Source organism: Limnospira indica PCC 8005 (assembly GCF_000973065.1).
In the GTDB taxonomy this organism is placed as follows: Bacteria; Cyanobacteriota; Cyanobacteriia; order Cyanobacteriales; family Microcoleaceae; genus Limnospira; species Limnospira fusiformis.
On sequence record NZ_FO818640.1, the window covers coordinates 5,234,034 to 5,257,025 of the forward strand.

A 22,992-nucleotide genomic window follows, 5' to 3' on the forward strand; every position below is an offset into this window, starting at 1 on the left:
CTTAGAAACCCGGTTTCTTAGAGAAACCGGGTTTCTTGACTTCCGAGGGAGAAGCCGGGTTTCTTGACTTCCAAGGGAGAAACCCAATTGCTTAGAAACCCGGTTTCTTGGAGAAACCGGGTTTCTTGACTTCCGAGGGAGAAGCCGGGTTTCTTGACTTCCAAGGGAGAAACCCAATTGCTTAGAAACCCGGTTTCTTGGAGAAACCGGGTTTCTTGACTTCCGAGGGAGAAGCCGGGTTTCTTGACTTCCAAGGGAGAAACCCAATTGCTTAGAAACCCGGTTTCTTGGAGAAACCGGGTTTCTTGACTTCCGAGGAAGAAGCCGGGTTTCTTGACTTCCAAGGGAGAAACCCAATTGCTTAGAAACCCGGTTTCTTAGAGAAACCGGGTTTCTTGACTTCCGAGGAAGAAGCCGGGTTTCTTGACTTCCAAGGGAGAAACCCAATTGCTTAGAAACCCGGTTTCTTGGAGAAACCGGGTTTCTTGACTTCCGAGGGAGAAGCCGGGTTTCTTGACTTCCAAGGGAGAAACCCAATTGCTTAGAAACCCGGTTTCTTGGAGAAACCGGGTTTCTTGACTTCCGAGGGAGAAGCCGGGTTTCTTGACTTCCGAGGGAGAAACCCAATTGCTTAGAAACCCGGTTTCTTGGAGAAACCGGGTTTCTTGACTTCCGAGGGAGAAGCCGGGTTTCTTGACCTCCGAGGGAGAAACCCAATTGCTTAGAAACCCGGTTTCTTGGAGAAACCGGGTTTCTTGACTTCCGAGGGAGAAGCCGGGTTTCTTGACTTCTGAGGGAGAAACCCAATTGCTTAGAAACCCGGTTTCTTGGAGAAACCGGGTTTCTTGACTTCTGAGGGAGAAGCCGGGTTTCTTGACTTCTGAGGGAGAAACCCAATTGCTTAGAAACCCGGTTTCTTGGAGAAACCGGGTTTCTTGACTTCCGAGGGAAGAAGCCGGGTTTCTTGACCTCTGGGGGAGAAACCCGACTATAATTGATAATTGTATCGGTGTCTGACGCACCCTACTATTAAATAAACTACTATGACAATTATACCACTAATTGAAGATAGCGATCGCCTAGAAATGAGATTAAAAGAAATTCCCCCGGTTCCGGGTGTGTATTTCATGAAAGATGGTAATGAGAATATTCTGTATATTGGGAAATCGAAAAAATTGCGATCGCGGGTGCGTTCCTATTTTCGCGATCGCCAGAAACATAGTCACCGGATTAACTTAATGATTCAACAGGTGACAGATATTGAATTTATCGTTACTGATACCGAAGCCGAAGCCTTGGCTTTAGAAGCTAATTTGATTAAAAACCATCAACCTCATTTTAATGTCTTACTCAAGGATGATAAAAAATATCCCTATCTGTGTATTACTTGGTCGGAACCATACCCGCGCATTTTTATTACCCGAAAACGTAATTTAAGCAATCCCAAAGATAGATATTATGGCCCTTATGTAGATACCGGACTATTGCGAAGTAATCTACAATTGGTTAAGCGTCTATTTCCCCTGCGTCAACGTCCTAAACCTTTGTTTAAAGACCGTCCCTGTTTAAATTATGATATAGGTCGCTGTCCGGGAGTTTGTCAGCAGATGATCTCCCCAGAAGATTATCATCAAATTGTCCAAAAAGTGGCGATGGTTTTTCAAGGACGCACAGAAGAACTTATCAAAAATTTAACCGCGCAAATGCAACAAGCCGCCGCTGAGTTAAACTTTGAAACCGCCGCCAAATTCCGCGATCGCATTCAAGGTTTACAGTCTCTCAACCAAGACCAAAAAGTTTCCCTTCCTGATGAAACGGTGTCTCTTGATGCGATCGCTTTGGCTACTGACGGACAACAAGCCTCCGTGCAACTTTTCCAAATCCGCGCCGGACATTTGGTCGGTAGATTAGGCTTTTTGGCGAAAGTTTACCCTAGTGAAACAGCCTTGACTTCCCTAGAGTTGGGGGGAATTATTCAGCGGGTTTTACAGGAACATTATCAAACCGTTGATGCTGTGGAAATTCCCAGCGAAATTGTGCTACAATATAGTTTACAAGATGGGGAGTTAGTAGCAGATTGGTTAAGCGATCGCAAAGGTCGGAAAGTTACCTTAATTACTCCCCAAAGACAAGCCAAACTCGATTTAATCGCAATGGTCGAACGCAACGCTAACTATGAGTTAATGCGACTGCAAAAATTAAGCGATCGTCATCATCAATCTCTCCAAGACTTAACCGAAATTCTCGACCTTCCCGACCTTCCCCACCGCATAGAAGGTTATGATATCTCCCATATTCAGGGTTCTGATGCAGTCGCCTCCCGCGTGGTATTTATTGATGGTTTACCCGCCAAACAACACTACCGACAGTATAAAATTAAAAATCCTGATGTGCATTCGGGAAGGTCTGATGATTTCGCCAGTTTAGCAGAAGTAATTGGTCGCCGTTTTCGAGATTATCAGAATTTAGAACCCCAGGATAAGCCAGATTTGATTATGATTGATGGTGGGAAAGGTCAACTCTCAGCCGTCGTGAAAGTTTTGCAAGGTCTGGATATTTTAGAAGAGTTGAAGGTGATTAGTTTAGCCAAACGCCGAGAGGAAATTTTTGTCCCTGGTGAGTCTCAACCATTAACTACCCATCCTGAACAACCTGGGGTACAATTATTGCGACGACTACGAGATGAAGCCCATCGATTTGCGGTTAGTTTCCATCGTAACCAACGCAGTAAACGCATGAAGCGATCGCATTTAGATGACATTCCCGGACTCGGACACCACCGCCAAAAATTGCTATTAGGTCACTTTCGGTCTATTGATTATATTCGCATGGCAACCCCCACACAACTGGCGGAAGTTCCCGGAATTGGCGAAAAACTAGCCCGACAAATTTATGATTATTTCCATCCTTCTACCTGATGCAGATTAAGCTATGATATATGGCAGCTTCCGGGAAGATGTGCTATAAATAGGACTAGATTGGTCTGACTCAAAATCCTAGAATCTCAATCCCACCATGAAATTAATTGACGGTCCGCAAAATCATCCGACTATCCAAAAAATACAGTGGATAACTAACCCCCTTGGTTATATGGAGAATTGTCACCGTAAATATGGAGATGTCTTTGCAGCTAAAATCGGCGTTGCGGGTCGCCCAGTCGTCTTTGTTTCCCACCCCCAAGCTATCCAAGAAATCCTCACCCGCGATACTAAAGAATTTACCGCCCCTGGTTCATCTAATCGTATTCTAGAACCTGTGGTAGGGGATAAATCCGTGATTTTACTTGATGATAAAAACCACCTAAGACAGCGGAAACTCTTAATGCCGCCTTTCCATGGGGAAAGGATGTTTAATTATGGTAAATTAATCTGTGATTTGACCACAAAAATCGGCGACACTTTACCAATTGGCAAGACTTTTCTGGCGCGAGATTATGTGCAGAAAATCTCCCTGGCTATCATTCTTCAGGCTGTGTTTGGAGTCTACGAGGGACCCCGTTACGATCGCCTGAAAAAATTAACCACCGAACTGGTCGCTGTGACTGATTCTCCTATTAGGGCGAGTATCTTATTTTTCCCGATTTTACAACAAGATTTAGGGCGTTGGAGTCCCTGGGGGCGCTTCCAAGGTTTGCGGCGCGATATCGATAAATTACTGTTAGAAGAAATCGAAGAACGTCGCCAAAATCCCGATCCAAATCGCACCGATATTCTCAATTTGATGATGTCCGCTAGGGACGAAAATGGGGAACAGATGACCTATGAAGAACTACGGGATGAACTGTTAACTTTATTATTCGCCGGACACGAAACCACCGCCACCGCCATGGCTTGGTCTTTGTATTGGGTGCATAAACTTCCTACCGTGCGCGATCGCCTTTTATCAGAGTTAGCAACCCTCCCCCCAAATCCCGACCCGATGACTATTTATAGATTACCTTATTTAACAGCAATTTGTCAAGAAACTCTGCGAATTTATCCAGTCGCCATGGTGACATTTCCCCGGGTGACTACTCAAGCGGTGGAACTGATGGGATATCACATAGAACCCAATATAGAAGTGATTGGCGCTATCTATTTAACCCATAATGACCCGACAATTTATCCTGACCCCAAACAGTTTAAACCAGAGAGATTTTTAGATAAAAAATACTCCCCTTATCAATATTTACCTTTTGGTGGCGGTGCGCGTCAATGTATTGGTATGGCTTTGGCTCAATATGAGCTAAAATTAGTCCTAGCAACAGTCATGTTAAACTATCAACTAACCCTGGCTAATTCCCAGCCCGCCAAAGCCGCTCGCCGAGGGGTAACTTTATCAGCGACGGGAGGCATTCCTATGGTGTTAACAGGGCGGCGATCGCTATCTTCCAACCCTGTGGGAGTTGCACCGAAAGAAACCCCGCTTCTGGGTTAACTCTTCTGGTTAAGCCCAACTGTCCCCGAAGTTACCAGGTTGATGGGGAATTTCTCCCCTATTTAATCCTTTTTGGTCTTGATTTCCCTCACATCAGCAGTATAATATTGACAATGGCTTAATTTTTCATGGAGATGAGGTTCTGAAATCTCAAAAATTACCAATGATTGATACCTTGAATTGTTCCCCCCAACAGTTAGCGATTTGGCTGAGTCGTTTGGTGGAAATTTTGCGGAGTCAAGGTGGTTTAACTTGGCATAGCTTTGTTCAAACCGTTGCTGGTAAAACCGCGATCATAGAAATTGATGGCATTCAGTTGAGATTAAATGCCAATCACAGCGAACCTATCCAGGTAGATATTACTGATAATTCCGATAATTTAGAGTCAGTGGAAGCCTTGAATTTTGGCAGCCAAGCCGAAACCTTACGAGATTTAATTGGTGGTCGGTTGACGTTAGATCAAGGGGTGGCGATCGGTAAAATTCATTTGCGGGGAAGTTTATCGGAGTTGTTAGGTATTCATAAACTCACCATGGATATTGTCGCCGAAAGTGCCATTAATCCTCAACTACAGCGACTGTGGAAAGAATTTGACGATCTGTGGTTCCGTCCCAGTTTTCCTCCCCCAGTTTTGTCTCTGGAAGAACAAATAACCCCCCAGGGCGAATTGATTCTGAATGTCCCAAATGACGTGCTAAATATTGAGGTGGAACTGAAATAGAAAGGCTGAAAAACTAACTCTGGAGGGGGTAATTATTTTTATTCTTTGTGCCGTGGCATCTCGACTTTTCCCCGCTCCCAAATTTATCCAGACTCGAAGGCGAAAAAATAGGGTCAACCATCGGATCATCTGAGCCACTTAGAACGGTGCTAAGATGTGTCATACAGACTAATATGGGGGTAGATAAAGCCCCATCATAATGGTTTTGTTTTTTGTCTGATGCCCCGAAATCGGGTCGGATTCCCTCGATTTTGTCAACCTTTATTTTCATAGGTTTACTCTGATATGCTATCTGAATTATTCCATAAATTTGGTGTGCCGTTTTTTTTGTCAGTAGTCCACGATCCAAATCTTTGTATTTCTTGGTCACAATTTGGTGAAGATACTCTAATTTTAGAGTTGATTTCCAGAAATCAATCCAACCTATTTAGCAATTACTATGTTGACATCGGTGCTTATCATCCCAGTCGATTTTCTAACACTAAGCTTTTGAGTATGATGGGATGGAAAGGTATGAATGTAGATCCCAATCCTCAATCTGTGAAACTATTTGAACAGGAACGTCCCCAGGATATCAATCTAAATCTAGGTGTTGCTTCTTATGAAGGGGAGTCAGAAATCTATTGTTTCCGCGAAGGTGCTATCAACACTTTTAATGGGGATATGGCCGAATATTTCATTAGACACGGATGGGAGTTTATGGGCAAGCAAAAAGTGAAGGTACTCCCCCTTAACCAGCTACTTGACACTTATCTTCCCGACGAAATTAAAGATTCAGAAATTGGTTTCCTAGACATTGATTGCGAAGGTTTAGACAAGGATATTATTCTGAATTTAGATATCGATCGCTATCGGCCTTATATCATTGCAGTTGAGGCACATGATTTCAATCTTATGCATCCTCTCGCTCACGAAATTGTTCAGTTTCTGATCGCTGCCGATTACCAGTTGGCTGCTTACACCGGACCTACCCTTCTGTTTAGACGGTCAACATGATGGTATTGACTTTGGGAAGTTTAATGAGAAAATATATGAATATTTAAGCCGGGATGGTTGGTTCGAGTTTTTCATCGGTTAAAGTTATAATAAAATTCCAGCCGGATTTTCAGAATTAAACATGGTCGATCGCATCGTATTAGCAACATCAGGTTCTTTGGGTGATTTGTATCCTTATTTGGCGATCGCCCGAGGATTAAAAGCCAGGGGGTATCAGCCGATCGTCGCCGCTGCCGAAAAATACCGCAGTTATGTGGCGGCGGAGGAAATCGAATTTCACCCTTTGAGGGAAAGGATATGGGAACAGGATAACAAATTCATGCAAATGCTAATGGACTCCCAACGGGAGGTCGAATACATTATTTGTTATCAATTGATGCCCCACTTGCGGGCGACTTACACCGACTTGATGGCAGCGGTACGGGGGGCGGATTTGTTAATAACTCATCCGCTGATTTTGCCCGGTCGAATTGTCGCCGAACAAACCCAAATTCCTTGGATTTCAACGGTTCTATCAGCCTTTATGTCAGTTTACGATTCGCCTGGGGGCGATCGCTTCGCTTCACGCACCGAGGCGATCGCTTCCCCAGTCTCGGAGTATGAACGGTGTTTGCAATGGGTCGCCAAAGATGCCGAACAACGCCAACTCCGCAGTCGGCTTCGCCATTGGAGTGCCCCCCTGCGTCAACTGCGGAGTTCGTTGGGATTGCCACCAGGCCCTGATCCCCTGTTTGAAGGGCAGCATTCCCCCGATTTAGTGCTGGCTTTGTTTTCCCAGGTTTTTGCCAGACCCCAACCGGACTGGCCCAGGCAAACTGTCGTCACCGGGTTTCCGTTTTACGATCGCCCGTCCAATCAGGGGTTATCTGAGGAACTGAGAGAGTTTTTAGACAGCGGGCCGCCACCGATAGTGTTTACTTTGGGTTCAACGGTGGTATGGACTGCCGGTAATTTTTACTGGTCTAGCGCGATCGCCGCCCACCAGTTGGGCTATCGGTCAGTGCTAATGATGGGCCCTGGCGCGGATAGTGTCAGACCAGATCAATTGCCTGAAGGCGCGATCGCCGTCAATTATGCCCCCCACGGGCAAATTTTCCCCAGGGCGGCGGCGATTGTCCATCATGGCGGCATGGGAACCACAGCAGAAGCATTGCGATCGGGGCGGAGAATGCTGGTGGTTCCCCACAAGTACGACCAGCCAGAAAATGCAGCCCGCGTCGTCCGCCTGGGGGTCGCCCGAATGCTCCCACCCCAACAATATACTGCGGAGTTGGTAGCCAACGAACTTCGACAACTGTTGTTTGAAAAACAATATGCCCAAAAAGCCTCTGCCATTGGAAAAGCGATCGGGGCGGAAAATGGCGTAGAAACGGCTTGTGATGCGATCGCCAACCTTATCGGCCAGTACCCGAGTCGGAAACCCGCCAAATATTCCGACTCCCCCAATGATTCTCAGATCACATATTCCCCATAAACTAAGCCGGTGGCCAGCCATGTTTTTTCTCCGAGTTTAAGGGTAACGGCGGCGCTGCCGGTGAGTTCTTCAATAAAAGTATATTGCCGTTGTTGATTGTCGGGGACGATTAATTCTACTACCGACTCAAAATCAATTTCAATTAGCAATTGGTCTTGTTCATCAGCGGCGATAATTTGCAAGGCGCTGGGGGTTTGCAATAAGCGATCGCTAAATAATAGCGCCATAATTCCCGGCAACCTGGGGGGAATAACCGGCAGCTCCGACCAGTCCCAATTAATCTGTAAAGTTGCACCCAAAAACACTTTTCGCAATTGATGATTCACATAAATAAAAATATAGGGAAAGCCCCCTTGCGAATGGTCTTTGTTGGTGCGTCTGTCCAATACCAAAGTGATGGCGGTGCCATCAATGCAGGTGCCAAAAGCGACGAACCACTCCCAACCGATATCTTCCCCCCAGCGGAAGCGGCCAAAATTGCGATCGTGGTAGCAAAACCAGTTTGGGTGAATGGGAAACGATCGCCCACCAACGGATAAGTTCCCTCTCACCTGCAAGCCCGGTACTAATCCCCAGCCGATGAATCCACTGCCAAACGGTGAATTTTCCGTGACTAATAGGGGAGTGGCTGTAGCTGTCGCCGCCAATTTAATGAATAGCTGCGATCGCCGATCTTGTACTTCTAACCGCGTCTGGGTTCCGTTTACTTGCAATTCCATCCCTTGACCTTGCCAATGTACGGGTTCCGGGCTGATTTGACTGGGGTTCCACTCTTGGGAAAAAGTCGTTCCGAAACTGGCAAAAGGGGCGGCAGGGCGACAGTCTGAATCGAGAAAATCAGTCGGAATTGTCACCATCAAACTGGTTTGAATTTCTCCAGTTCCCGGTCTGGCGATCGCCGTCAGATTCACGAGGACTCTAATCTGAGTATCAGGATCTAATAATACATAATGATACCAATCTTTCCAATCTAGGGGTGCGCTGGGATCGTCGAGAGGGATTCGCAGTTGTTCCACCCGGGCAAGTTTTTGTTCGTCAATGGTCATTTTTTCTGAGAAAATTAACTAAAATTGGGCGGTGGATAACTTATCGTTGTAGGGAACCTGGCTCGCTGAGAACGTCTTTAATTGGCGGGATGGGGGTTGGGGCGGTTGAGGACACAGACGGTGCGGTAGATGCGATCGCCTGCAATGTCGTAGCTATCCTGGGGGAAACACAACTGATTCCCAAAACAATCTTGAGAAACCAAGCCTCCCCATCTATTCCTAATTGGTTCACCAAGTCCGCCGCCGAAGTCTGGGAATTAGGGATTGGGGAACCAGCAATATCCCACAACCACTGTTCCCAAAACTTGAGCAAACCCGCCCTAGAAGCCGGAGTCCCCACGGAATTGTGAAAAGCGGTAGCCGTGGCTTGACTGACGGCGATCCAACGGGGGGCGGAGGCGGCGGCTAAACTCAAAACCCCATTTTTACAGAACCGGGTGAGTCGCAATCGATCCAGCAGCATTCGACCTGGGGGGGTTCTGGCATAGTCGTCCCCTTTTTGGGCGAAAATTAGCAATAATTCTAACACCAACCAACGAGCCGGAAGTAAGTCTAATTCTGGCAATCGCGTCCCTAAATGATAGCCAGCAACGCTGATGGTTTGGGGGGAAGGGGTGGCTGGGTTTAATGGCTTAATTTTCTGGGTGGCGATCGCCTCTATATGGGAGGCAATTCGAGGCGACAATGACATCAATCCTAGGAGAAAATAACCCAACCAGCGATCGCTATCTGTTCCCAGTTTAGCCACAAATTCTGTGGCTACAAATAATGGGGCGACGATGGGTTTAGCCGTTTCTGGGGCTTCTACGTCGCTTTCTACCAAACTCAACAGCCACCTTTCCCAAATATAAAGCAGACGTTGTTCCCGGCGATCGCCCTTGAGGACTTGACCGGACATCGATAAAGTTTCCGAAATCCAATCGGGGACTTTTGCCGTGGCCAGCACTGTCGATACAGTTGAGAAAAAAGCCGTTTTTCGCAGTTGCGAGAGCCGTTTTAAACCCTCTGGGGTGCAGGTGTATTCTTCTCCTTTTTGGCTGATGGCTACTAATAATTCTGCCACCAGCCAGCGAGAAGGAATGCGATCGAGATCGTTCAATGCCGAAATCAATCCCCAGGCATTTTGGGTGGTTATGTCATAATAAATTGACGATTTATGATCCGCTAATTCTCTCGATGGAAAGCTGATATTAACCAGATATTCTCTAGGCTTTTTCTCCGCAATTTTAGCTTTAACATTTAGGATGATTAACAGAGGTTCCTCCAGTAATCCGGGAAATCTTAGCCAACTTTTAATAACCTGTCCTGGTTGCAGTTCTAAAGGTAGTTTTACCGTCACAGTTTGAGTGGCGTTTCCCGCACCAGAACCTAGATAAATATAGTCAGGTTCCACCGGATTAATGGTGGCAAAAATCTCCCCGTTATCGGCGAGCCAATTATCTAAAACTGGTCGCACCAGTAGAGTTTCACCGCTACCATTATGCAGGGACAGTCTCAGCACCAGTTCACCGCCTGGGTGAATTTCAGCTTGGACTGGGGGGGGCATTGCGATCGGGTTTTTATCTTCGATCATCTTGACAATCTCTCTATTTTATGGTAAAATAACTTCCTCAATACAACTTGATTTTATGGTTGGTCAATCCTCCTTAAAATGAGCCAGGGGCTATGGCTCGTATCATAACCCCCCAAAATGCTATAAATTTCGATAAATCACATAGTTAATTAATTCTTTCAGAAAGCGGCGATCGTGAACCGGAGTCTGCCATTTTTCACCGGGTCTGATCGGAGTTTCCGGCTCCATAAAATCCAGACTGTCCAAAATATCGGCAGCTTTTTGAGCTAAAGATCGGGCAACAGCCCAGCCATGTTCGATGCTACCATACTGGCGCATTTGTTCCATAACAAATTCTACCTGTTCCGGGGTCTTTTCCGGTCGGGGGGTGGCGAGAATTTCCAACATTCGGCGGGATTCGACCGGACTACTGTGGGCGATCGCATGATTGAGCATCAAAGTGCGTTTTCCCTCATAAATGTCTCCGCCAATTTCCTTCCCATAAGCCTTCATATCTCCCACCAAGTTTAATAAATCATCTTGGATCTGAAAAGCAATGCCCAAAATCATGCCAAACCGAGTAACTCCCGCCAAAGGTTCCACCAAATCTTGAGGATTAGCCGAGGAATTCCCCACAATCAAACCGATGCGACAGGGTGTCATAAAAGAATACCAACAGGTTTTTTTGACGCACATTTTAAAATAATCGCGATCGCTTAAATTGTCCGTATTTTCTGCCACCCAATCCAATTCCATCGCCTGTCCTTCCACCGATTGACGCGCCATAAACTCAATTTCGTGGAGTACATTCAGAGTTTTGGTTACTCCGATCGCCGATAAATTTTCCAGCAACAAACCCACAGCCAGTACATTGGTTGCATCCCCAACATTAATCGCCCGGGGAATCCCAATATTGTGGTGTAACGTCCCTTTTCCCCGGCGCGACTCTGACCCGTCCTCAATATCATCGTGAATCAGAAACGCATTGTGATACAGTTCCAAAGCCGCGGCCGTCGATAGCGCCACCTGTCCCATGCCACCCACCGCCCGCGCCGCACTAATACACATGGTGGGGCGCAGCATTTTACCTCCCCGAAACGGGTAATCGAGCAACAAATCATATAACGGTTCGTAGGAACCGATAACTTCTCGTCGCCTGCCAATAAATTCCTGAATTTTTGCCCCGATCGCTATCCGGGAGTCTTCTAGTGCTTGGTTAATAATGGTTTTATCAAACTGAGCCGGGTAGGGTGTCGGGAGGGTCGCCTCCGACACCGTATTTAAGTCCGCTTCCAGGTTCGCATCCTCCGGCAGAATCGAACCTCGGTTATTTTTACCGTCGGGAATGCGTTCCGGAAGCGTTGCGGATGCCACATCGCTGACTGCAATGGTGGCGGTTTGGGGAGTGCTGGCCATGCTGATTGGCTGATTTGATGAGGGAGTGCGTTCCGGAAGCGTTGCGGATGCCACATCGCCATTAGCCTCAGAAACCGCGATCGTTTGGGGAACACAGGACTGTAATTCACCAGCCGAGTCCGTTTCCTCAGTCCTCAGAAATGGCACAACAGACTTACCATTCCCACAGCCATTTTCCCCCAATTGAGCGTTCCGGAAGCGTTGCGGATGCCACATCGAGGAAGTAGATTTTTCCAACTGATCCGATACCGAGTCACTCTTGATCCCTAAAAACATCAAATTGAGCAGGATTCCCCAAACCGTAAAATATAACAGGATTCCCCAAAAGACTAAATTGGATGGAGGGCTAAGACCGAGCCAATTGAACAGCAATTCAAACATTGATCAAGTACAGCTAGAAGGGCAGATCGAAGGGCAGATCACCACCGTTAAAATCGGATACATCTTGGCATTATTCATCATTGCCTAGTGCTAGACAGGCAAAGAAAGCCAATTGACAATCTTTACAGAGGCTATCCCTAGGGATAGCCACTTATTTCCATCAATCAATGACAAAAAGCTCACCCCACCCGGTCACACCAGACAATGTAACCGGGTTTGAGGATGGATTTCAACCATGGGAAATTGATACCATCAACGGTAGAATAATTTGTCGTTGGGATTACCTTTATTAGGCAATTCCTAACAGTTGCTTCTGGGCATCATCAAGTTTAGCCCCCGTGAGGTTCGCATTACTGAAGTTAGCCCCAGTGATGTTGGCTCCCCGCAGGTCCGCATTTGTCAGGTTGGCATTGGTGAAGTTAGCCCCAGTCATGTCGGTTCCTTGCAAGTCCGCATTTGTCAGGTCAGCACCACAGAAGTTAGCATAGCCAAGATAGGAATAGCTGAGATTGGCATAGCCCAGATAAGCGTAACAGAAATTCGCGTAAGCCAAGCTAGCCTGGTTTAATTGGGCTCCAATTAGCTTCGCCTGACACAAGTTAGCAAAACTCAGATCCGCTTGGCTGAGAACCGCGTAGCTTAAATCGGCACAGCACAAATTAGCATAGCCCAGATAGGCATAGTTGAGATTGGCATAGCCGAGATAGGCGTGACAGAGATAGGCGTAACCCAAATTAGCCGCGACCAGGTTAGTGGCTCCTAAGTTAGTCGCACACAAGTAGGAAAAGCTCAGATCGATACCGCTCAGATTCATTTTGCTCAAGTCTACTTGCGGCAAGTAACTATTCGGAAAATCTCGCTTGCCGATGTCATACGGAATCTTTATCTTTATGTGGCCTGGGGGTGTGGGGGCGCAGCCACCCTGTGGTGGTATGAAACTAGACCAGTCAACATTCGGCGGGGTCGGTTGTGGCTCCTCTGAACCCCCACTGGGCTGGGTCGGTTTCTCGCCTTCGCTGGAACTGCCATCTGGTTTCCCTTCCCACCAGGAGGGGGCTGCATCGCCAATCGAAGGCCATTCTAGCCAGATACCAGCTTTATTGGTCAAACCTAGTTGGCCGGGACGGCAAGACTGGGAGCCTTCTTTGGCTGTGGTTTGCAAGTTCCCAACCGGGTCGGCCATTTCAATGTTAAATACACTCCGGGCTGGGACGGCATTGGCAGGGTTCCCACCAATCACAAAGTGCAGCGTTCCTCTCGCGCCTTTACTCAGATCGATTTGCGTGTCCGGGTCGGTGTAGACAAACTCCCTCAAATCGGTGTGGTAGACTATCTCTTGGTCGTTCGCAGTTTGGGAATTTCCGTAGACAAAGTACCCTTTGCCATAGGTTTGGTTATTGTTAGTGACTGTCCTGAAGTACACTTTCACCATGATTGAAGTCCTTAATTTTGAAAGGCAATAAAATATCGAAATCGTAGTCTCTACAGAACTAGAGTCGGTGACGTAACACCGCCATCGAAAGTCATCAAAAACTAGCCCCCTCTTCCACTGGTAGAGCGGATTTTTGGGTATTACTAATCAGCCGGGTTTAAATTCAACCACATCGGCTCCCCAGCAACATCAAACCATGACATGACCGCGCGATCATGATGCTGGATAGATCACATTGGCTAATTTTTGAGACTAAGACCATCTTCCTGGGTTGATTTTCAAGCCCAGTTGACGCTATATACTTGATGCACCATATCCCCACTTAGATTAAGTTCTTTTAGACCACCACAGATGGCGTTCAAGCCAGAAACTAGACGCGCACTACTGGGGATATGCTTCGCTGTCACTGCCCAGTCGAAAATCAGTTCGGCGCTTAACCTAAGTTGACAACCAACATAACAAATTTGCGGTTTTTTTGTCAACCAAAATACAATTTTTTATTGTAAATATTTATGAACAGGCAACGAACACTATTTAGAGAGCCTAAATGGGCCATATATATAATATATATAATGGTGTCCTCGCCTGGGTCATCACTCCCTAGATCCGTTTATGGTGGCCATGGGACTTTTTCAGCGACGGGAGGCATTCATTAGCTGTTAACAGGGCGGCGATCGCTATCTTCCAACCCTGTGGGAGTTGCACCGAAAGAAACCCCGCTTCTGGGTTAACTCTTCAAAAGCAATTCCCTTATTGTTATAATAATCAAAAAGGTAGTCGGAGAAATATAAATGAACACTTCATGATCCGCCCAAGACTGCGAGGAAATCAATTTATGAATAATTGGGGACTTTTTGAGCGATCGCTTTCCCAATTTCTAAAGAAGCCGTCGCCGCTGGTGATGGCGCATTACAAACATGAAGCGCACGGGGCTTTTCTACAATTAGAAAATCATCCACTAATCCCCCATTAGGCATTAACGCCTGTGCGCGGACTCCCGCATGGGTGGGGATGATATCCTCCCCTGTTATTTCCGGGATTAATCGTTGTAAACTCCGTACAAATGCCGCTTTACTAAAAGACCTGATAATTTCTTCCACACCATCACTCCAGTATTTAGCAGCCAGTTTCCATAGTCCTGGATAAGTCAGAATTTCCATTAATTCACCCAAATCAACATCAGTTTTTTTATAACCCTCCCGCTTCAGACTTAAAACCGCATTCGGTCCCGCGTGTACCGAACCATCAATCATCCGCGTAAAATGCACCCCTAAAAATGGGAAATTGGGGTTAGGAACTGGATAAATTAAATTCTTAACTAAATATCTTTTTTCCGGGATTAACTCATAGTATTCTCCCCGAAATGGGATGATTTTAGCCGGGGGTTTTACCTGGGTTAATTCCGTAATGCGATCGCTATAAAGACCAGCGCAATTAATCACAAAATCCGTGACAAACTCTCCCTGATTAGTGGTTAATACTAAACCCTGGGAAGTTTCCGTGATTTTATGCACCTTAGTATTTAACCGTAAATCTCCCCCTTTTTCCGCCACCAAATCCGCATATTTGGCGCTCACTTCACTATAGCTAACAATCCCCGTAGATCCAACTTTAATCGTCGCCAAACAACGCACATGAGGCTCAATTTCTGCTACTTCTTCCGGCGTGATTTTAGCCACAGGAATTTGATTATCTAAGCCTCGTTGATACAGATTATCTAACAATGGCAATTCTTCCGGTTCGGTAGCCACAATTATTTTACCACAAACATCATATTTAATCCCATGCTGTTCACAAAAGTTAACCATTGATAAATTTCCCTGACTGCAGAGAGTCGCCTTGAGGCTACCTGGTTTATAATAAATACCCGAATGGATAACCCCACTATTATTGCCAGTTTGGTGAAAAGCCCAAGATTTTTCTTTTTCCAAGATGATAATTTTAGCCCTAGGATGAGTTAAACTTAATGAATAAGCAGTAGATAGTCCGACAATGCCACCACCAATAATTGCTAAATTGTACATAATTTCGATTCTTTCCTGAATTGATTGCTTAATCCTATAAATATTGAACAGCCACCTTTTCCAACCATCTTATAATTCATGAATGATCTGATATGGCTGCTAATTTGCTCAAGTTTAGTATTCCTGATGCAGCCCGGGTTTATGTGTTTGGAGTCGGGGTTAACCCGTTCCAAGAATAGCATTAATGTTGCCATCAAAAACCTAGCTGACTTCGGAATTTCTGTCTGGCTATTTTGGGCGATCGGCTATGGGCTAATGTTTGGTACCTCCCAATTAGGACTATTTGGTTCTAGTTACTTTGTTTTAGATGTTAGCAACATCCCCAGTGTAGCTGCTTTGTTTCTATTTCAGACTATGTTCTGTAGCACCGCCACCACCATTGTTTCTGGGGCGGTTGCGGAAAGAATGCGATTTCAAGCCTATTTAATTGTCGCTGGCTTTACCTCTGGGTTAATTTATCCGATTTTTGGACATTGGGCTTGGAATGGTTTAAATAATGGTGTCGCTAATGGTTGGCTAGATCAGTTAGGGTTTATCGACTTTGCGGGGTCTACTGTTGTTCATAGTATCGGGGGATGGGTAGCCCTGGCTGCTTTATTAGTAATTGGACCCCGCAGCGGGCGATTTCCTCAAGGTAAAAGTCCCCGTAAAATTCATGGGTCTAATTTACCTTTGTCCGTGTTAGGAGTGATGCTACTTTGGATAGGTTGGCTAGGGTTTAATGGTGGTAGCGCCTTGGTGGTCAACGATAAAATTCCCGTGATTATTGTGAATACTATTTTAAGCGGAGTCGCGGGAATGTTAGTCAATTTATTTGTGTCTTTATGGCGCACAGGTTGGGTAGAAATAGAATGTTTAATTAATGGCTCTCTGGCTGGATTGGTAGCAATTACTGCCTCCTGTAATGCGGTGGGAACTTTGCCAGCCATAATCATTGGAGCCTTGGGAGCTATCATTGCTACAGAGGTATCTAAACAATTAGTTAGGTGGCGCATTGATGATGCTATAGATGCAGTGGCGGTTCATGTGGGGGCAGGAGTTTGGGGGACTTTGGCAGTGGGTTTATTTGGGCGATTAGATGTGCTAAATACAGGCTTAAATCGCTTTGGTCAAATAGCTGTACAAGTGTTGGGAATAGTCAGTGGTGCTATCTGGGGATTTTTACTCAGTTTGATTTTGCTGTTAATTATCAATAAATTCTACCCTTTGCGAGTTTCGGAAGAAGGGGAAAATATGGGACTAAACATTTATGAACATCGCGCTAAAACCGATAGTTATGAACTGTTTAAAGTTATGGACTTTCAAGCTCAAACTAAGGATTTGAGTTTGCGGGTTCCGGTGGAACCATTTACGGAAGTTGGACAAATTGCCAGCCGCTATAATTATGTAATGGATGCTTTGGAAGAAGCGGTGCGAAAAACGGAGGCGATCGTGGAGACTGCTACTGATGCTATTCTTACTTTTACGGTATCTTCTCTGGTGGTGTTGACCGCTAATCCTAGTGCTGAGGCTATCTTTGGTTATGGGAAAGAACAGTTGATTGGGATGGAAATTAGGAAATTGGTGAGGGCTGATGATAATTCCTACAATTGGGATAGTTTGCTAATTGAAAAATGGTTAAAATCTCCTTGTCAGTCGGCTATAGGATGGCGGGCTGATGGTTCTCAATTTCCGGTATAAGTTACGTTAAATCAGGCTAAATTAGGAAACAGATCATTTATGATTGGCACTTTTAGAGATATTACTGAAAGGCAAAAATCTCAAGAGTCCCTGGCTTTAGCATATCAAGAAATTAAAATGCTTAATCATCAGCTAGATTATGAAAATAAATCTCTGAATATGGAGTTGGAAATTACCCGCCGTCTACAACGTTTGCTGTTACCCAGTGAAGCGGAACTTCAGGACATTAAAAACCTTGATATTGCGGGTTATATGGAACCTGCTACAGACATAGGAGGAGATTATTATGATGTTCTCGCTTTTGGCGGCGGGGTGACTATCTGCATGGGAGATGTCACCGGACACGGTTTAGAAAGTGGTATGGTGATGTTAATGGCTCAAACTGCTGTCCGAACTTTACTGGAAGCGGGAGAAACTGATCGGGTCAGATTTTTGGATGTTCTTAATCGAACTATTTACCTCAATGTGGTAAGAATGAACTGTGATAAAAATATGACTCTGGTATTGCTTGATTATGAAGATGAATAAATCAGAATCTGTGGTCAACATGAGGAAGCAATTTTAGTTCGTGCTGATGGAAATGTGCAACGTATCGAAACTATTGATCTGGGTTTCCCGATTGGATTGGTTGATGATATATCGGAGTTTATTAGCCATTATACTACCTATTTAAATGCTGGGGATGTGGTGGTTTTATATACTGATGGTATTACTGAGGCAGAAAATGCTGATCAGCTTCACTATGGAGTAGTTCGACTCTGTGAAGTGGTAGCGGAAAATCGTCATCTGACTGCTGCTGAAATTCGACAGTCTATTATTAATGATGTTATGGAATACATCGGCGATCATCAAGTTCATGATGATATGACTATGTTAGTGTGTAAACAGCGCTAATTTGTGATAATTAATCATCACTATAGCGCTTCTCATATCTATCAAATACAGCCCTCACCCCAAACCCCTCTCCCAGAAAAGGAGAGGGGCTTTGAAAAGTACCTCATCAGTCCGGGAACTGCTATATAAGCAAATATACTCCCAGCCGGGGACACCAGAATACTGGAAGAAATAGCCCCATTTAATGTGATTATCTGTTATTATAACTAAATGGTTAAGTTAACAATCAGTTGGCATCAAAGCTTTGTTTAAAGGGATGTTAGAACTAATGTTGATTAATGTCAGAAAACTGGTGTCGATTTTGTTGCTAATTATCCTCCCTTTGCTGTTGGTTATGGTTTCGCCTGAAACAGCGATCGCCTTAATTCAACAACAGGAGGAGGCTCCCGGACAGATACTTTATAAATCTCGCCATAGTTTGAGAGATCATCAAGGTAATTCTTGGCAGGTCATTCTGTTTAAGCGGGTCAAAAATGGGGAGGTAAAAGACGTTAGTTTGCGTTTGGTGGGGTTTCCGGGTTCGGTAACATTTAATCATCCTGAACCGTTGCAAATTGTGTTCAGTAATGGTAGGATACTTGAGGCGGTAGATGAGTTTGGCGAAAAAGCACCCGGCCCGAATGTTGGACAATACGATTTAACCGATATTTTGCCCAAAATTTCCCAAGCCGATCAAATTGAGCTTAACCTTTCGATCGCTCAAACAAAATCTGCGATCGCTGTGCCGTCTCCAGTGGTTCTGGAATGGAAGGCGATCAACAGTCCTGGTTAATAACTTGCTAGAGTGGAGAAAAATAATTGTCTCCACTCTATCTCTGATTGGCGCTGCTGGGTGCGTCTAAAAATGGTGGAATAGGACAGTTAAGAGAAATCACGATCGCCCTGAGTAACTCGGCTTGGTCTAAGGTGACATGGTGATCAGCCAGGACAGTATAGGCGCAAGCATCAACCACCGCCTGTTTAAGTTTGGGTGCGGCGAGTTCCAGACGTTTGAGACTCTCACCAACTTGAGTCAAACTATATTCACCGGGTTGAGTGGGTAAAGTTTCCCCGGAATTTCTAGGTAGGCGCAACAGTCCGGCTTGAAAAGCCATATCAACCGCCCCCGGAGAATCTTGGCCGACGCGAGCCAAAGCCGATAACACAATAACACAATCGGACCAAATCTGTTTAATCTCAGTAAACTTAACTTTAGGTTCCTGCTGTGTGGTGGGAAAGTAGTTAGTCAACCGTTGACGCAACACGACAAAAATTGCATACTCAGACAGACTCAGATGATTGTCAGCTTTAATCAAAACCCTGGCTTGTTTCAGCAGTTGGGTACACTGGCTAACACTTCCACCACGCAAAGCAGGTATGGCTAAATCAATCAACGGTAGACGAGTCCGCGCGTTCAAACTCTCCAGGTAAGGACTGAGGTTTTGGATCATTTCTAACACTGGCGGCGGGGAGGACTCTCGCAAGGAAGACATTTGGCGATCGCGCACTTCTGGGTCTGTATGCAACAATAAACTATAAATAATGGCGATCGCCCCATTTACATCACGGGTAGCCATGCGTACAGGTTCGGGGATATCCGCCAAAAACCCCCGCACATTATCAAGGTGTTTGGGGTTGGTAGTTCCCACTCCGGCGACTACCCGATCCGGTGAAACCGACAAGGACTCCGGTTGCGGCTGTGGTTGAGGCGATGAACCCGCAAACCCCGCCACCATTTCATTACCGGAAGCTATAGACGACATAGAAGCATTATTTCCGGTTTCTTCCACCGACCAAGTGCGACCCGCGAAACCTTCCAAACGCTTAACCCTTTCTTTCACAGGGGGATGAGTTGCAAAGATTTGTCCGAAACTCTCAAAAATCCCTGTAAACGCCTCCCCAAAAAACAGGTGACTAGCTTCTTCAGCCCTAGGATTTGTTACCTTAGAACCAGATTTATAGCCCGCAATCTTTTGTAGTGCGCCACTAATACCGTCAGGGTTGCGGGTAAACTGAACTGCGGAAGCATCCGCTAAAAACTCCCGTTGTCGAGAAACGGCGCTTTTGATTAACCTACCGCAAAAAAAGCCGATCCCACCAATAACTACCATTCCTAAACCAATAATCAAGCCCGAATCTTTGCCTTTTGACGAGGAGTTGTCACTACCCCCCCACCAACTACCTCTTAACATTACCCGACCCATAATATATATCAGGATTAAACCCTGAATAACTCCGATGAGTCGGAGATTTAGGCGCATATCTCCATTGAGAATATGGCTAAATTCATGGGCGATTACCCCTTGTAACTCATCGCGATCGAGTTGTTCTAAACAACCTCGCGTTACCCCAATTACTGCATCATTGGGAGTAAATCCAGCCGCAAAAGCATTGATTCCCTTTTCTTCCCCTAAAACATACACTTCGGGAACGGAAATTCCAGAGGCGATCGCCATTTCCTCTACAATATTAAGTAGTCGTTTTTCCAGTTCATCTCCGGTCATGCGATCGACTAATGTTCCCCCCAAATCCTCAGCGACTACCTTACCTCCCCCCCGTAATTGAATGGATTTATAGACACTTCCCCCACCCACAGTAGCCACCACTCCCAAGGCTACTAACAACAATAGTTCTGGTCGCCATATCAAAAAATTATCGTGCAGTGCATATACCACCACCCCATATAATAGGGCTATCATCACAATCACAGCCACCAGAAACAGACCCAGCAAATAAACGGTGTTTTGTCTGGCTTGGTCTTGATGCTCAAAGAAATTCATAATTAGAAGGAAACGTTAGGAACTTCTTTCACCTCGGGGGATGATTCTTCTAGTAATTGAGCTTCTTGGAAGTTGAAACTACTAGCGACTAAATTGCTCGGAAATACGTCTCTTTTGGTATTGTAAACAGTTACGGCATCGTTAAAAGCCTGTCGCGCAAAAGCAATCTTGTTTTCAGTCGATCGCAACTCTTCCATGAGTTGATCCATGGACTTATCAGCCTTTAAATCTGGGTAGGCTTCTGATAGAGCAAATAACCTTCCTAATGTACCGGTTAAAGCAGCTTCCGCCTGTCCTAACTGTTGCATGGCTTGGGGGTCACCAGGGTTGGCTGCTGCTTGATTCGTGGCGGTCACAGCAGCATTACGAGCCGCAATAACAGCTTCTAAGGTTCCCCTTTCATGAGCCATATAACCCTTAACTGTTTCGACCAAATTAGGGATTAAATCATGGCGGCGTTTGAGTTGAACATCAATCTGAGCATAGGCATTTTGATAGCGTCTGCGTAGACGTGCTAGGCTATTATAAGCCTGGACACCCACAATAGCCACCAGAATGACGACAACAATACCGATGACAAACAAAAGGGCGAAAATTCCAGCGAGTATCTCCACAGTCTAGGTTCTCCTTGGCGTGTGTCTGCATGGTTCGCGGATTGGACGCGGGTTCTACTCGGTCTATCAAGCTAGGCTAGATGAGTTTAATTATGTTTTCCCAACCTAATCAAGTAACCCGGCTCTGTGCGGCATTATAACACAATCAAATGTGGCTAACCCCAAATTGTTACACTTTTTAACTTGACCTGCACTCCCAACCCGGACAAAATACAAACTGGCTACTTGGCTTCCCCACTGTCTCCAGGTCTGGTTAAAATCTATTCTAGTTAATTATAGGTGAAGTTTACTATGAATCCGGCTTTGACGAACTTTGGCGATCGGATGTCTCGTTTAACGGGAGTCCGAGCTATTATGAAAGATATTATCGAAACGTTGCGCTCTGGTAAAGGTCAAGAATTTATTAATTTAAGCGCCGGAAACCCGGTCATCTTACCAGAAGTCGAACAACTCTGGCGCGAATGTACTCAGCAACTGCTATCTAGTCCCGAATATGGCGAAGTGGTCTGTCGCTACGGTTCTAGCCAAGGGTACAAACCTTTTATTGATGTCATTGTGGAAGATTTTAACTCTCGCTATGGGTTAAATTTAAGCGATCGCAATATCCTAGTCACTCCCGGAAGTCAATCAATTTACTTTTACGCCGCCAACGCCTTCGGAGGTTATAACAGCCAGGGAAACCTTAAAAACATTGTCCTTCCCCTCAGTCCAGACTATACAGGTTACGGCGGCGTTAGTCTTATTCCCGAGGCGGTTTGTGCTTATCAACCCACCCTCGACATAGACGAAAATTCCCATCGGTTTAAATATCGTCCCGACTTTAATCAACTCTCAATTAATGAGGATACAGGCTGCGTTATTTTTTCCCGTCCCTGTAATCCTAGCGGCAATATTCTCACCTCCGAAGAAGTGCAAAAAATCGCAGATTTAGCCTCCCCTTACGATGTCCCAGTCTTCGTAGATTCCGCATATTCTCCCCCTTTCCCGGCTTTGAATTTTACGGACATGGATCCGGTTTTTGCTGATAATATTATCCACTGTATCAGCTTGTCTAAAGCCGGATTACCCGGAGAGCGTTTAGGTGTGGCTATTGGTAATGAAGATGTGATTAGGGTTTTGGAAGCCTTCCAAACGAACGCCTGTATTCACTCCCCCCGCTACGGACAAGCTATAGCAGCTAGAGCGATTGGATCAGGTGCTTTATCGGATATTTCGGTTGAGGTAATTCGTCCCTACTACCGCCAGAAATTTACGATATTAGAAGCGACGTTAAATGATGCGATGTCGAAGGATTTACCCTGGTTCTTGCATCGGGGAGAAGGTGCTATTTTTGCATGGATTTGGTTTAAGGATTTGCCAATCACAGACTTGGAACTATATCAGGAGCTTAAAAAAGTGGGTATTATCGTAGTTCCTGGCAATTCATTTTTCCCAGGATTACAACAAGAATGGTCGCACAAAAATCAATGTATTCGCATTAGCCTGACTGCTACTGATGAGGAGATTATGGAAGGAATGAAGCTTCTGGCTGAGGTTGTGGAAATGGTTTATAGAAAGGCTATGTTAGCGGTTTAATTGATGATTAAT

17 protein-coding genes and 1 pseudogene are annotated in these 22,992 nt (G+C 45.5%); 9 read left to right on the forward strand and 9 right to left on the reverse strand.

Annotation, left to right across the window (positions count from 1 at the left end; translation table 11 throughout):
* Positions 1-17: 17 nt before the first annotated feature.
* Complete coding sequence (locus XZ46_RS23080) at positions 18-344, reverse strand: hypothetical protein (RefSeq protein WP_048895268.1); 327 nt, start codon at positions 342-344, stop codon at positions 18-20.
* 33 nt (positions 345-377) lie between these two features.
* Entirely contained in the window at positions 378-1,022 is a 645-nt protein-coding gene (locus XZ46_RS27710) for a hypothetical protein (protein ID WP_052733669.1), read from the reverse strand.
* A 21-nt stretch (positions 1,023-1,043) separates the two neighbouring features.
* On the opposite strand from XZ46_RS27710, the gene uvrC reads away from it, so the two are divergent.
* From uvrC to XZ46_RS23115, 5 genes are all read left to right on the forward strand, one after another.
* Positions 1,044-2,918, forward strand: coding sequence for an excinuclease ABC subunit UvrC (gene uvrC / locus XZ46_RS23090; RefSeq protein ID WP_006623386.1), 1,875 nt, complete (start codon positions 1,044-1,046; stop codon positions 2,916-2,918).
* Positions 2,919-3,015: 97 nt separating this feature from the next.
* Positions 3,016-4,416, forward strand: a complete 1,401-nt coding sequence (locus XZ46_RS23095) for a cytochrome P450 (protein ID WP_006623387.1) — start codon at positions 3,016-3,018, stop codon at positions 4,414-4,416.
* A 163-nt stretch (positions 4,417-4,579) separates the two neighbouring features.
* Positions 4,580-5,137, forward strand: a complete 558-nt coding sequence (locus tag XZ46_RS23100) for a hypothetical protein (protein WP_008054957.1) — start codon at positions 4,580-4,582, stop codon at positions 5,135-5,137.
* A gap of 285 nt (positions 5,138-5,422) precedes the next feature.
* A complete protein-coding gene (locus XZ46_RS23110; RefSeq protein ID WP_008054955.1) occupies positions 5,423-6,133 on the forward strand; it encodes an FkbM family methyltransferase in 711 nt (236 codons plus the stop codon).
* A gap of 121 nt (positions 6,134-6,254) precedes the next feature.
* Positions 6,255-7,607 carry a glycosyltransferase gene (locus XZ46_RS23115; protein WP_008054954.1) on the forward strand — a complete coding sequence of 451 codons (1,353 nt, stop codon included), beginning with the start codon at positions 6,255-6,257 and terminating at the stop codon, positions 7,605-7,607.
* Here XZ46_RS23115 and XZ46_RS23120 read toward each other — a convergent pair.
* The 5 genes from XZ46_RS23120 to lhgD form a co-directional block, all read right to left on the reverse strand.
* Positions 7,586-8,653, reverse strand: a complete 1,068-nt coding sequence (locus XZ46_RS23120; protein ID WP_008054953.1) for a hypothetical protein — start codon at positions 8,651-8,653, stop codon at positions 7,586-7,588. The genes XZ46_RS23115 and XZ46_RS23120 overlap by 22 nt on opposite strands.
* A 40-nt stretch (positions 8,654-8,693) precedes the next feature.
* Positions 8,694-10,226 (reverse strand): hypothetical protein, encoded by a 1,533-nt coding sequence (locus XZ46_RS23125; protein ID WP_008054952.1) that lies wholly within the window; start codon positions 10,224-10,226, stop codon positions 8,694-8,696.
* 120 nt (positions 10,227-10,346) lie between these two features.
* On the reverse strand, positions 10,347-11,897 hold the full coding sequence (locus XZ46_RS23130; RefSeq protein ID WP_228116405.1) for a polyprenyl synthetase family protein: 1,551 nt from the start codon (positions 11,895-11,897) through the stop codon (positions 10,347-10,349).
* A gap of 394 nt (positions 11,898-12,291) precedes the next feature.
* Positions 12,292-13,434, reverse strand: a complete 1,143-nt coding sequence (locus tag XZ46_RS23135) for a pentapeptide repeat-containing protein (RefSeq protein ID WP_006623395.1) — start codon at positions 13,432-13,434, stop codon at positions 12,292-12,294.
* Between the two features lie 833 nt (positions 13,435-14,267).
* Complete coding sequence (gene lhgD / locus XZ46_RS23140; protein WP_008054940.1) at positions 14,268-15,458, reverse strand: L-2-hydroxyglutarate dehydrogenase; 1,191 nt, start codon at positions 15,456-15,458, stop codon at positions 14,268-14,270.
* A 78-nt stretch (positions 15,459-15,536) separates the two neighbouring features.
* Here lhgD and XZ46_RS23145 point away from each other — a divergent pair, with 78 nt between their 5' ends.
* The 3 genes and pseudogenes from XZ46_RS23145 (at position 15,537) to XZ46_RS23160 (ending at position 18,804) form a co-directional block, all read left to right on the forward strand.
* Entirely contained in the window at positions 15,537-17,138 is a 1,602-nt protein-coding gene (locus XZ46_RS23145; RefSeq protein WP_008054938.1) for an ammonium transporter, read from the forward strand.
* Positions 17,139-17,390: 252 nt separating this feature from the next.
* Positions 17,391-18,032 (forward strand): annotated as a pseudogene (locus XZ46_RS37050) (PP2C family protein-serine/threonine phosphatase).
* 268 nt (positions 18,033-18,300) lie between these two features.
* On the forward strand, positions 18,301-18,804 hold the full coding sequence (locus XZ46_RS23160) for a DUF3122 domain-containing protein (protein ID WP_046318503.1): 504 nt from the start codon (positions 18,301-18,303) through the stop codon (positions 18,802-18,804).
* A 37-nt stretch (positions 18,805-18,841) separates the two neighbouring features.
* On the opposite strand, the gene XZ46_RS23165 is transcribed toward XZ46_RS23160, so the two are convergent.
* Together XZ46_RS23165 and XZ46_RS23170 are read right to left on the reverse strand one after the other, a co-directional pair.
* On the reverse strand, positions 18,842-20,791 hold the full coding sequence (locus XZ46_RS23165) for a M48 family metallopeptidase (RefSeq protein ID WP_008054932.1): 1,950 nt from the start codon (positions 20,789-20,791) through the stop codon (positions 18,842-18,844).
* Between the two features lie 2 nt (positions 20,792-20,793).
* Positions 20,794-21,405, reverse strand: coding sequence for a LemA family protein (locus tag XZ46_RS23170; RefSeq protein WP_006623403.1), 612 nt, complete (start codon positions 21,403-21,405; stop codon positions 20,794-20,796).
* Between the two features lie 291 nt (positions 21,406-21,696).
* On the opposite strand from XZ46_RS23170, the gene XZ46_RS23175 reads away from it, so the two are divergent.
* The gene (locus XZ46_RS23175; RefSeq protein WP_008054929.1) at positions 21,697-22,980 is read left to right on the forward strand and encodes a valine--pyruvate transaminase; all 1,284 of its coding nucleotides are present in this window, start codon (positions 21,697-21,699) and stop codon (positions 22,978-22,980) included.
* The last annotated feature ends 12 nt before the right edge of the window (positions 22,981-22,992 follow it).